Here is an 11,413-nt window from a genome sequence, read left to right on the forward strand (position 1 = left end):
ATGAAAGGTCGGGCGAAGTGTTCTTTCGGTGCCATCGTCACCGTCGCGGAATCTCGGCAAGTTCTATGACACCTTCAGAACGGGCCCGGAGGGAGTCTCTGATGAGGGGTGTACCAGCAGGGCATCCCCTGCGTGGCTGCATCGGCATAACGTTTGGGGCGTGGACAACAGGAGTGAAGCACGAGAGTTCCTCATGTCCCGGCGCGCGAACCTCACCCCCGAGCAGGCAGGTCTGACCGTCTCCGGGCAGCGGCGTGTGGCGGGACTGAGACGCAGTGAAGTCGCGATGCTCGCCGATGTGAGCATCGAGTACTACGCCAAGATCGAGCGCGGGAACCTTGCCGGGGTCTCCGATGCCGTCCTCGAAGCGGTCGCGCGAGCGCTGCAACTGGACGACGCCGAACGTGAGCACCTCTTCGACTTGGCCCGCGTCGCGGGCGGCGCCGCCCAACCTGTGCGCAGGCGCAATCCGAAGAGGTGGGTAGCCCGGGAGAGCCTCACGCGGGCACTGGATGTGATCACTCACGGGCCCGCGTTCGTACGCAATGGCCGAATGGACATCCTTGCCACCAACGCGCTGGGTCGCGCGTTCTACGATCGCGTCTTCGACGGGCCGGGGCAGGGCAATCTCGCGCGGTTCTGCTTCCTCGACGAGCGCGCCAAGGAGTTCTACCCCGACTGGGAAGCCGCCTCCGACATCACCGTGTCGATCCTACGAACCGAGGCTGGCCGCGACCCCCGCGACAAGCAACTGCACGATCTCATCGGGGAGCTCTCCACACGCAGTGACGCGTTCCGCACCCGGTGGGGAGCACACAACGTACGCCGCCACGGCTCGGGGACCAAAAACTTCCAACATCACGTTGTCGGCGAGTTGACCTTGTCCTACGAGGGCATGGAGCTGACCGCCGAACCCGGACTCTCGTTCCTCATCTACACCGCCGAGCCCGGTTCAGCGAGCCAGGAACGGCTCAGTCTCCTGGCGAGCTGGGCCGCCACCGCACATCAACACGAAGACACCGACCTGCAGAAGACTCAGGCCGCTGCGCCGAAAGAGACGAATCTATGAAACAGCTTTCCCAGAACCCGACAGGTAAGAACCCTCCGGGCAGTTCACCGGCGACATGTGGGTCGACCCGATCGCTGCCCCGCAGGAGCCGGGCCGGCGGATGGTCGTCGCCTGTGTCTGGTTCGCGCCCAGTGCCCGCACCGCCTGGCACTCCCACGAGAACGGCGACGACCCGGCCACGACGACGACCTGGCTCGAACACGTTGCCGACACCGACTACACCCGCGCACACAACATGACAGTGGAGGTCTGACCATGCACACCAGAACCCTCGGCCAAGGCCTCGAAGTCTCCGCGATCGGACTCGGCGCGATGGGCATGTCCCAGAGCTACGGACCCAACCCCGGCAGCCGGGACGACATGATCGCTGTCCTGCGCTCCGCGGTCGAGCACGGCGTCACGTTCTTCGACACCGCGGAGGTATACGGACCGTACGTCAACGAGGAGCTCGTCGGCGAAGCCCTCGAACCCATCCGCGACCAGGTCGTGATCGCCACCAAGTTCGGCTGGGACATCCAGAACAATCAAAGCGTGGGCCTGAACAGCAGGCCCGAGCAGATCCGCCGCGTCGCCGATGAATCCCTCACCCGATTGCGCACCGATGCGATCGACCTGTTCTACCAGCACCGCGTCGATCCGGACGTGCCGATCGAGGATGTCGCCGGCGCCGTGGGCGAACTGATCGCCGCAGGCAAGGTACGCCACTTCGGCCTCTCCGAAGCCTCCGCCGCCACCATCCGCCGCGCACACGCCGTCCAGCCCGTCACCGCACTCCAGAGCGAATACTCGCTGTGGACACGCGACCCGGAGGCCGAGGTGCTCCCGACCCTGGCGGAGCTGGGCATCGGCTTCGTGCCGTTCAGCCCGCTCGGCAAGGGATTCCTCACCGGCACGGTCGACACCCGCACGACCTTCGCCGAGGGGGACGTGCGCGCGAGCATTCCACGTTTCAGTGAAAAGAACCGGGCAGCAAATCAGTCTCTCGTCGATCACGTCGCACAGCTTGCAACGGCAAAGGACGCCACCGCGGGCCAGATCGCCCTGGCCTGGCTCCTGGCGCAGCAGCGCTGGATCGTGCCGATTCCCGGAACGCGCCGGACCGCGCGCATCCAGGAGAACGCGGGCGCCACCGGCGTGYCGCTGTCGGCCGACGAGATCGCCGATCTCGACACCCTCGCCCGCCGGGTCGGCGTGCACGGCGACCGATACAACGAGTTTCACCTCGGCCTCGTCGGCCGCTGAGCCAGGTATCCAGATCACCTGACTATCCGAGGATGCCAATCTGCGTCCCCGCTATCTGCAGTCATGTGGCGGTGGCAGCCACGGCGAAGGAGCACTCGACAAGGAGTATGGACGACTGGGATCGACCGGATTGAACGTCAGCCGGATCGTGCTCGGCTGCATGAGCTATGGCGACCCCACGATTCCGGGCGGACACCCATGGTCGTTGAACGAGGACGCCGCCGAACGGCTCCTGCGGCAGGCGCTGGATTTAGGGATCACGTTCTGGGACACCGCGAACGTTTACGGGCATGGCACCTCGGAGGAGATCGTCGGGCGCGCGATGCGGAAGCTTGCCTCGCGGGAGCAGATCGTGCTGGCCTCGAAGCTGTTCTTCCCGATGCATGACGGCCCCGGCGGGCGAGGACTGTCCCGCAAGGCCATCATGGAGCAGATCGACGGAACCCTCACCCGCCTCGGCACCGATTACGTCGACCTGTACCAGATACACCGGTTCGACCCCGACGCTCCGGTCGAGGAGACCATGGAGGCCCTGCACGACGTCGTCAGAGCCGGGAAGGCCCGCTACATCGGCGCGTCCTCGATGTGGGCATGGCAGTTCTCCAAGATGCAGTACACCGCCCGCCTGCACGGCTGGACCGAGTTCGTGTCCATGCAGAACCAGTACAGCCTGCTCCAACGGGAGGAGGAGCGCGAAATGTTTGGGCTGCTTGCCGATCAGGGCGTCGGATCGATCCCGTGGAGCCCGCTGGCCAAAGGCCGGCTGACCCGCTCGTTCGGGCAGGCGGGCACGACCCGATCCGCAGACGATGCCGCTGCCGAGCGCTTCTTCGCCGGCCACGGCGACCGCGACAGGCCCGTCATCGACGCCGTCGAGAAGGTCGCCTACGAACGGGGCGTGCCCATGGCCCAAGTCGCCCTCGCCTGGGTCATGCGCAACCCGCAGGTGACCGCGCCAATCGTGGGCGCGACCAAGCCACATCACCTCGTCGACGCAGCCGCAGCGGTAGACCTGACCTTGACCGACGACGAGATCGAGCAGCTCGAAGCCGGCTACACACCGGCATCGCCACCACGCAGCTCACCGGCGAGTCCCGGCACTTCCTCGGTTGCAGGGCGAATTGCGGCCACTGTTGCGGCATCGGGAGGTCGAAGTCGACTATGTCGACCCGCCGGCCGAYGGCCGTCCGCTTCCTGGTGAGGTGGCGCATGCGGCACGCGCGATGGTCCGCGCCATCGTGCTGCCCCGGCTACGGATCGCGTGGGACTGCGACGGTGACAACGTTCTGATCGAGGTCCGCGACCAGGGGCCCGGCGCCATCGACCGCAACGCGCTGACTCGGCAACTGTCCGGACGCCTGCACACGTTGCGCGGCCGGATCGACATCGAATCCATCGCCGGGTGGGGGAGTCGCGTGACGCTGACCATCCCGTTGGATCCGCGCGCCGCCCGCCCCGACGAGGACCTGCTGTCCACCCTGAACCCCCGCGAGCTCGAAGTCCTCGCGCACCTCGCGGTCGGCAAACGCAATCGCGCCATCGCCGAGGAACTCGGGATCAGCCAGCGCACGATCAAGTTTCACGTCGCGAGCGTGCTCAAGAAACTCGAGGGCGCCAACCGTGGAGAGGCCGGAGCAATCGGAATACGAGCCGGTATTGCATCCGGCAAAGCGCATTCCTCGCCCGGCACCGGCTAGAGAGCCGAACCTCGATCCCGGTAGGGGCTTCTGCCACGGACCGGGCCGGCGGACGGTTGTCACATGCTGTCGAAGATGTGTTGTTCGGGAACTCCTGCGTTCTGCGCTGCGGTGACGGCGTCGAGGAGGTCGTCGGTGAGCTGTTCGAAGGTGGCCGATCGGACCCGTTCGGGCGGTCGGTCGCTCGGGTGGGTGGTCAGGAAGCTGTGCAGCATGACGCAGGTGTCGCGTACGTGCTCGAGAGCCCGGCGTTGGTCGTCGTTCATCGACGGTCCGGCGGCCGGCCGGCGTTCGGCGTCTGGGTTTCGTGCGGCGCCCTGGACGGGCAGGCATGGTCGACCGCCCTCAGCAGATCGTGCGTGAGTCGTTTGTAGGTGGTGAGCCAACGGTGGTCGACGGGTTCATCGCGCAGATACGCCGTCAGGACGGCGGTGTTCTCGCCGGTATCCAACCATCGGCGTAGGTCGGTGGTGCGATCCTGGACGTGCTGTAACAATGTGTGTGGCGAAACAGGCATCGAGTCTCCTCTGGTGCGGACTTCCCTTCGGCGAGAATGAAATTGGCGTCGCTGTGTGTTTTCCGAGGTCATTGTTACCCATACCGGTGATCGGTGCCAGGTGTTTCCCCGGTCTACACCGTTGGCAGGCCACCGTGGAGACCCGCTTCGATGCCTGTGATTCTCGGTGCCGGGTGCGCTGCGCAGACCCTGCCTGCGGGCGCCCCGCGGCCGACATCGGAAAACCGGGTCAACCCGGTTCCGCCGCGGTGGTCCCGGGCGGACAATCGAGGGGTACGTCACGGCCACGACCGAGAAGGAGTGGAGCGGTGAACCGAACCGAGCTCCCACAGACACTGCGGCGATCGTCGAAGGAGGTACAGGCGGCCTTCGCGGCTGCCCACGAGATGGCCGTCCGGCGGTACGGCGAGGGCGAGGAGGCCCAACGAGCGGCGTACGGGGAGCTCAAACAGAGTTACGAGCTCGCAACCGACCACTGGGTGCCCAAACAGGACTGATTTCCACAAGGGCCTGATGGCGACGACGCCTGCATGTGCGTGGCGTCGGATTGGCGGTGCCGGAATGGTCGCCATCGCGGTCAGCGGAAAGAGTGCGACACGAGACGACGTCATTCGACCGGAAATGCCCCCCGTTCCGGTGCCGGCCTAGGACAATTCCCAGGATGAGCACCCCCGACGACTGGAACGCGAATATCATTGCCGAATTCCGGGCAAACCAGGGCCGAGTGGGTGGCCCGTTCGAGGGCGCCCCGGTGGTGCTGGTTCACCACCGGGGCCGAAAGACTGGGCGCGATCGGGTGAGCCCGATGATGTATCTACCCGATGAGCAAGGTCCGGACACGATTTACGTTTTCGCTTCCAAGGCCGGTGCCCCGACCAATCCCGACTGGTACTACAACCTCGTCAGTGCAGGGGAGGCAGAGGTCGAACGCGGCACCGAGCAGTACCCGGTGACTGTCGTCGAGGTGACCGGTGACGAACGGGATCGGATCTACACCGAGCAGGCGCGCCGGTATCCCGGCTTTGCCGAATATGCGGAGAAGACGGCGGGCATCCGGACGATCCCCGTGCTGGCGCTGCGACGCGCGTGACCTCCGTCAGGACCGGGGCCGTTGCCGTCGAGCGCGGTCAGTCGGGGCGTGGTTCGTCGAGCAGCCGTTCGAGGTAGTTCAGGTCCTGGCGAATCATCGCGATCGCTCGCGCGGGACCTTCCGGGGTCGCCGACTGCGGGTCCTGGTGGACCAACGAGCGTACCGCCATGTCCGCGAGTTGAGTGGCGATGACTCGGTCGTCGTCTGCGTTTCCCGGCTGATGCCACCAGGCGATCCAGTTCAGCATGCCGATGACGGCCAGAGCTGCGGTTCGCGGGTCGACCGGTCGCATCTCACCGGTGCGGATACCGTCTTCGACGACGTGGATGAATTCCTTGAGCACGTGTCGACGGCTCTGCTCGTAGTTGCGTGAGATGTCTTCGGGTAATTCGGCTTCCGAACGGATGATCAACCGGAATCGATCCGGAGCCTGCGCCTGATGCAGTGCGATGGCGGTGGCCATCTCGCGGAGCTTTTCTGTCGGACCCAGATCGGTGCGCTCGTTGATGGTGTGTAGCAGCGCGGCCGGTGTCTCGGTGCTCTCGCTGACCAGGCGGGAGAGGAGCTCGTCCTTGTTGGCCACGTAGTGATAGAGGGCCGGCCGTGTCAGGCCGGTTGCGTCGGCGATGTCCTGCAGCGTGGTGCTCGCGAATCCTCGTTCGGCAAACAGTCGAGTGGCTTGCTCGATGATCTGCTTTTCCACCAGCTCACGGCGAGGGTTGCTGCGGATGCCCGCGGGTTCGGTCGCAGCCTGATCGGTGGAACGGGATTTGCCCCGGCCTCGGGGTCGGCGCTCGTTCGGGGCCTCCTCGCTTGTCATGTCCGAAGGATAACGGGCGCCGGTCGCTGGTCGGGTACTCATGTCGAGACCCGCAACCCGGAAAGCGCCGGATCAGCGTCCGACATCGCGGGATCACTGAAGAACGCGAGGTGCATCCGTACGCTGGCCAAACCTGCTGCGACATCTGCGCGGCAGGAACCGGGGGCCTCGACGACGACGAGTGCGTCTGTGCGGTGACCGAGGCGTTCGGCGAAGTCGAGCCTGCCGAGCAGCGATGAGCGGGTGGTTGGGCCGGTGAGCCAGAGAGTTCGCGCGGTTGGTGCGGTCTCGATGAGTGCGGTGGCCTCCGGACCCCAGGCGGACTCGAAGTCGATATCGAGCACTGTGGTGGTGGCGGCGTCGCGCAGGTCCGCCGGTGCGATCCGGTGCTCGAATCGGCGGTCGCCGTGGGCGAGTGGTTGCCCGATCGTCCAGTCCGTGATGTCGGTGTCGGGGATCGCGTCGGGAGGCACGTCCGCGTAGTTCGCCAGGCCCTTCCGCACGAGCGTGGGGGCGGTGTCGTGGAATCGGCTGAGACTGACCTTTCCGGCGCGGGTCATGTAGGCGATCAGCAGCTGTTCGACGGGTAGGTTCATCCGCTGCGGGAAGGACTCCCACCAGAGTTCGCTGCGGTGCGCGATGTGCTGGAGGTATTCGACGGCGGGGCGGCGGGTTCGTTCGTAGTGCGCGAGCGCGTCCTCGATGTTCGGGGAGGCGGTGAGTGCCTGGTCGAGGGCGATGGCGTCCTCCATGGCCAGCTTGGTGCCCGAGCCGATSGAGTARTGCGCGGTGTGSGCSGCGTCGCCGAGGAGTACGACGTTGCCGCTGTGCCAATGCCCACACGAGATGGTCCGGAAGCGCATCCAGCGGGTGCGGTTACCGATCAGCCGGTGGTGCTGCAGAGTGTCGGCGAACGCTGCCTGCAGGTAGTGCAGTGAGGTTCCGTCACTGTCGAGTGGTGCTGTCTGCTCGGTGGATACGTCGAATCCTGCTCGCCGCCACGTGTCCTCGTCGGTTTCGATGAGGAAGGTGCTGCGGTCCGGCGCGTAGGGGTAGGCGTGCGCGACGAACGTGCCGTGCTCGGTGGTGACCGGTGTGAATATGGCGCTCGGGAGAGCGAAATCGGTTCCGCACCAGAGGTACAGGCCGGTGCCGGTGTCGATGTGTGGATCGAAGCGGTCTGCGAGCTCTGTGCGCGTTCCGCTGTTGATGCCGTCGGCCGCGATGATCAGGTCCGCGTCGAGGTCGCCGATGTCCCGGCGTTCGCCGAAGTGCAGGCGGACACCGGCCTGTCGGGCTTGCTGTTGCAGCACTTCGAGCAGGGAGGTGCGCGCGATCGCGAGGAGGTCGCCGCTCTGCAGCCGGGCGATGTGCTCGCCGACCTGCATCGACATGTCGTGCGGGTGTGCAGCGGCAACGATGGCCTCCAGCGATGCCGAATCGGCCTCGCGAAGATTGCGCTGCGTGCGGGAGGCGAGGCCGACGCCGAATCCGAATGTCTTGTCCGGGGCGCTCTGTTCGTACACGGTCACCTCGGCGTCCGGATGGCTGAGCTTGAGCAGTCTTGCGGCATAGAGACCGCCGGGTCCACCTCCGAGAACTGCGACTCGCGCGAGATTCATGGCAAAACTCCAGTCTGTGTGACGTTTAAGTCAAGTATTCGACGTTTATGTCGAACAGTCAATGTGACGTGTGCGGTCGATGTCATCTGGAAGGTGGTCATCTTCGGGGGAATGCCCGTGTGGACACGCCCCGAAGGTGTTGATCCAGAACGGAACACGTGGTTCTAGACGACCGCGCCGCGTGCATCGGCTTCGGCGAGCACTTTCGCGGCTATCTCGGCACGCAACCGCTTCTTGTCGATCTTGTTCACATTGGTGTGCGGCAAGGATGTCACCCATTCGAGCCGTTCGGGCCACTTGAACTTGGCGACGCCGAGCCGGGCCAGATGCTCTTGAACGGCCTTCATCGACAACGGCTCTTCGTCGGTGGCCACCAGATATGCGCAGGTTTTCTCCCCGAGTCGGGGATCGGGCATGGCGACTACCGCCGCATTGGCGACGCGAGGATGCTCGAGCAGCAGTAATTCGAGTTCCTCCGCGTTGATCTTCTCCCCGCCCCTGTTGATGAGGTCCTTGATTCGGCCCTCGATCGACAGGTACCGCTCGCCGTCGATGACGGTGATCGCGGCGAGGTCACCGGTGCGGTAGAAGCCGTCGGAGGTGAAGGCATCCCGGTTGTGCTCCGGGGCATCGAAGTAGCCGGGGATCGTGTACGGGCCGCGGCAGCACAGTTCTCCGACGCCGCCGTCGGGGAGATCTATCTCGGTACCCGGCTCGAGGATACGAATTTCGTCGTCGGACGCGATCGGGGTTCCCACGGTCGTCAGGCGAGCGTGGGTGGGGGAGTCGATCGGGGTCACCGTCAGCAGCCCTTCGGACATGCCGAACAGCTGGCCGGCCCAATGCCCCGCACCGTCGTCGACTCGTTCGAACAGTTCGGGTGGAACCTTGGCACCCGACAGTACGACCCGTCCGAGAGACGCGCGGGCCTTGTCGAAGTCCGGGGTCAGAACTGCCTGGTAGTGGCCGTGCCCGATGAGGACTTCGGTCGCCTCCGACCGTGCCATCAACTCGAACGCCGCGGGAGCGTCCGCGGTGGCCAGTACCAGGCAGGCGCCGACGGAGTGCGCCGCGTGCAGCCCACACGAGACTCCGGCGTTGTGAATGATCGGTATCAGGTGTGCCACGCGACTGTGTTCGTCCCAGCCGAGTCGTTGTGCGTAGAGCAGGGCGTTGTTCCAGTATTCGGCATGGATGCGCGGAATCACCTTGGGCACACCGGTGGTACCGCCGGACAGCTGGAACGCGACGACGTCGAGTGGGTCGATCTGCGCTTCGATCTGTTCGACCACGGCACGGGCTGCGGCGGGATCGGTCTCGCGACCGATGTCTTCCAGTCGGGTCACGCCTGGCTGATCGTTGCCCGCCTCGTCGCCGACGCTGATGATGTGCCGGATGCTGGGATGCCCGGCGGCGTGTTCGCGTGCGAACTCGACGAGATCGAATCCCGCGGTGCGGGCCTCGACGATATGCCCCACGGCGCCGACCTTGCGGCTGACGTGCCCGATCTCGTGCATGCGGTGCGCGGCCAAAGTCGCGACGGGAACCAGGCCGGCCTTGAGGCAGCCGTACCAGGCAAGGACGGTCTCCAGGCGATTGGTCAGCTGGAAGATGACCGGATCGAGTCGGTCGAGCCCGAGCCGGATCAGTCCGGCCGCGATCTGGTCGGTCCGACGGTCCAGTTCGGCGAAGCTCATCGAACCCTCCGCACTGATCACCGCCGTTCGATCCGGGAACCGGGTGGCGATCCGGTGCAGTCGCCGCCCGGTGGGATCGGCGCTCCACATCCCGCTTTCGCGGTAGTGCCCGGCCCGGTCGGCGGGGAACGTGACGAGGCGTCCGCCCCAATCCGAGAAGGTCACCGCAGTCCTCCTGCATCCAGTGTCATCACGGGGTTCGCCGACATTATCGCTCCGCTACCGCGGGGAGGAGGCGGGCGATGTCCAGGGCGTGATCGGGGTGATCGGCGGGGACGATGCCGGAGTAGACAGCGGTCCAGCAACCGGGGCAGCACAGCTGCCGGAAGACGACGGGGGCGTCGACGTACTCGCGCGGATCGGAGGTCACCTGTGGTCCGGCGGTCGAGGAGGGACCTTCGAACCGGGCGAGGTCCAGCGCAGCATTGGTCTTGTCGTCTCCGAGGAGGCGTCCGCACTGGGCGCAGGCGATCGCGCGGGTGTCCCCGATCGTGACCTCCGCCAGGTTGTCGTCGAGTCTGCGAGCCCCGGCCAGATCGAGCACGGGGGCATCGGACCGAGTAGTCCCGGAGCGGTCTCGACGCTCCGTGCGCATCTCGTCCCGCCGATCCGAGGTCCGGATCTCATCGGCATCTCCGCCGGAGAGGATGACTCCATAGACGGTTTCGGCACCGTTTTCGGTGACCTTGCCTTCACGGAAGTCGGCTGCCACGGCGGCCGGGTCGCGCAGCAACGGATCACCGTAGCCGCCGCCGCCCTGCCAGTGCATGTACAGCACCTCACCGGGTGCCACGTAGCTCTCGGCGTAGCAGGCTCCGAGTTCGCGGCCGCCGCCGAGATCGTCCAGGGCGTCGGGGATGCGGCCGGCCGCGAACTGTTCGACGATGTCGGTGCCGCGGGCGAGGACCTCCACGCCGGTATTGCCGGGGTATCCGCCTGCGAGACCGTTGTTCTGGGCGACGGCCTTGCCCGCCGACGCCAGTACCAGGCCCATCGGCAGGCTGGTGCCGTAGGGGGTGATGGCGATGGAGGCACTGACACCGCCGCGCTGCCGTCCGGGTCCGCCGGAGTCGGGTTCCTCGCGGCGCCACAGGGTGAGCAGCGGGTAGAGGAATTCGGTCATTTCGGTGTCCGGGATGCGGCCCATCGGGATGCAGAAGAGGCCCCCCGTGTCCATGCCGTCGGCGGTGGGGCGGGCCCCGTAGCCGCCGGCCATCGGCTCCATCATGATGTTGAGGAACGGCACCGACTGTTCGGGGCGTTCGTCGAGACCGGCGATCACGGCGGTGTCCCAGGTGCCGCAGCACGCGGCCTGCACGCTTGTGCCGAGATCGACCGACCGGTCGAGCATCTGCGACAGGCATTCGGCGATCAGGGTGCCGGTGAGCCACGCGGGTCCGATCGGTCCGCGGCTGACCGCGGCGGGGAAGGTGGCGTTGTTGATCGTGCCCTCTTCGGAGACCAGGTCGAAGCAGCGCATCAGTCCGCCCGCGGACCAGGGGATGTCCCCGGCGAGGATCGGAAGCAGGGCGAGCATGACTCCGCCGCGCATGCCCGCGTAGGTGCAGTTGATGACGCCGGTCTGCGGGTCGGTGCCGGTGAAGTCGAAGGTGAGGTGGTCGGCGGTCTTGGTCATGGCCACGGTGATCTTGTGGATTC

12 protein-coding genes and 1 pseudogene are annotated in these 11,413 nt (G+C 66.1%); 7 read left to right on the plus strand and 6 right to left on the minus strand.

The window, feature by feature from the left end; translation table 11 throughout:
* Nucleotides 1-160: 160 nt before the first annotated feature.
* From AC1D1G_RS33485 to AC1D1G_RS33505, 5 genes and pseudogenes are all read left to right on the plus strand, one after another.
* Complete coding sequence (locus AC1D1G_RS33485; RefSeq protein ID WP_283351991.1) at nt 161-1,069, plus strand: helix-turn-helix transcriptional regulator; 909 nt, start codon at nt 161-163, stop codon at nt 1,067-1,069.
* A gap of 55 nt (nt 1,070-1,124) precedes the next feature.
* On the plus strand, nt 1,125-1,322 hold the full coding sequence (locus tag AC1D1G_RS33490; protein ID WP_283351992.1) for a cupin domain-containing protein: 198 nt from the start codon (nt 1,125-1,127) through the stop codon (nt 1,320-1,322).
* Between the two features lie 2 nt (nt 1,323-1,324).
* On the plus strand, nt 1,325-2,311 hold the full coding sequence (locus AC1D1G_RS33495; protein WP_477955430.1) for an aldo/keto reductase: 987 nt from the start codon (nt 1,325-1,327) through the stop codon (nt 2,309-2,311).
* Between the two features lie 160 nt (nt 2,312-2,471).
* On the plus strand, nt 2,472-3,512 hold the full coding sequence (locus tag AC1D1G_RS33500; RefSeq protein ID WP_477955431.1) for an aldo/keto reductase: 1,041 nt from the start codon (nt 2,472-2,474) through the stop codon (nt 3,510-3,512).
* Nucleotides 3,409-4,008: pseudogene (locus AC1D1G_RS33505) on the plus strand (helix-turn-helix transcriptional regulator); the annotation flags it as partial. The gene AC1D1G_RS33500 and the pseudogene AC1D1G_RS33505, both read left to right, overlap by 104 nt.
* A gap of 59 nt (nt 4,009-4,067) precedes the next feature.
* On the opposite strand, the gene AC1D1G_RS33510 reads toward AC1D1G_RS33505, so the two are convergent.
* Entirely contained in the window at nt 4,068-4,274 is a 207-nt protein-coding gene (locus tag AC1D1G_RS33510) for a hypothetical protein (protein ID WP_477955432.1), read from the minus strand.
* Nucleotides 4,271-4,525: a hypothetical protein gene (locus AC1D1G_RS33515; protein ID WP_242322953.1), complete on the minus strand. Its 255-nt coding sequence runs from the start codon at nt 4,523-4,525 to the stop codon at nt 4,271-4,273. The genes AC1D1G_RS33510 and AC1D1G_RS33515 overlap by 4 nt, the downstream gene beginning before the upstream one ends.
* A 308-nt stretch (nt 4,526-4,833) precedes the next feature.
* On the opposite strand from AC1D1G_RS33515, the gene AC1D1G_RS33520 reads away from it, so the two are divergent.
* Both AC1D1G_RS33520 and AC1D1G_RS33525 read left to right on the plus strand, forming a co-directional pair.
* A complete protein-coding gene (locus tag AC1D1G_RS33520; RefSeq protein WP_009473096.1) occupies nt 4,834-5,022 on the plus strand; it encodes a ChaB family protein in 189 nt (62 codons plus the stop codon).
* 164 nt (nt 5,023-5,186) lie between these two features.
* Complete coding sequence (locus AC1D1G_RS33525; protein WP_280780293.1) at nt 5,187-5,615, plus strand: nitroreductase family deazaflavin-dependent oxidoreductase; 429 nt, start codon at nt 5,187-5,189, stop codon at nt 5,613-5,615.
* A gap of 37 nt (nt 5,616-5,652) precedes the next feature.
* On the opposite strand, the gene AC1D1G_RS33530 is transcribed toward AC1D1G_RS33525, so the two are convergent.
* The 4 genes from AC1D1G_RS33530 to AC1D1G_RS33545 all read right to left on the minus strand — a co-directional run.
* On the minus strand, nt 5,653-6,435 hold the full coding sequence (locus AC1D1G_RS33530) for a TetR/AcrR family transcriptional regulator (RefSeq protein WP_477955433.1): 783 nt from the start codon (nt 6,433-6,435) through the stop codon (nt 5,653-5,655).
* A gap of 38 nt (nt 6,436-6,473) precedes the next feature.
* Nucleotides 6,474-8,057 carry an FAD-dependent monooxygenase gene (locus AC1D1G_RS33535; RefSeq protein ID WP_477955435.1) on the minus strand — a complete coding sequence of 528 codons (1,584 nt, stop codon included), beginning with the start codon at nt 8,055-8,057 and terminating at the stop codon, nt 6,474-6,476.
* 164 nt (nt 8,058-8,221) lie between these two features.
* A complete protein-coding gene (locus AC1D1G_RS33540) occupies nt 8,222-9,919 on the minus strand; it encodes a (2,3-dihydroxybenzoyl)adenylate synthase (protein WP_477955436.1) in 1,698 nt (565 codons plus the stop codon).
* A 43-nt stretch (nt 9,920-9,962) separates the two neighbouring features.
* Nucleotides 9,963-11,413 (minus strand): hydantoinase B/oxoprolinase family protein (locus AC1D1G_RS33545; protein WP_477955437.1); only part of this gene is annotated, 1,451 nt, incomplete at its 5' end.

It is taken from the genome of Rhodococcus sp. P3_B8, from assembly GCF_056402775.1.

Bases quoted from the DNA above. Each gene is read 5' to 3' on its own strand.
- AC1D1G_RS33525 (WP_280780293.1), top strand. From the start codon at position 5,187: ATGAGCACCCCCGACGACTGGAACGCGAATATCATTGCCGAATTCCGG.
- AC1D1G_RS33490 (WP_283351992.1), top strand. From the start codon at position 1,125: ATGTGGGTCGACCCGATCGCTGCCCCGCAGGAGCCGGGCCGGCGGATG.
- AC1D1G_RS33530 (WP_477955433.1), bottom strand. From the start codon at position 6,435: ATGACAAGCGAGGAGGCCCCGAACGAGCGCCGACCCCGAGGCCGGGGC.
- AC1D1G_RS33510 (WP_477955432.1), bottom strand. From the start codon at position 4,274: ATGAACGACGACCAACGCCGGGCTCTCGAGCACGTACGCGACACCTGC.
- AC1D1G_RS33515 (WP_242322953.1), bottom strand. From the start codon at position 4,525: ATGCCTGTTTCGCCACACACATTGTTACAGCACGTCCAGGATCGCACC.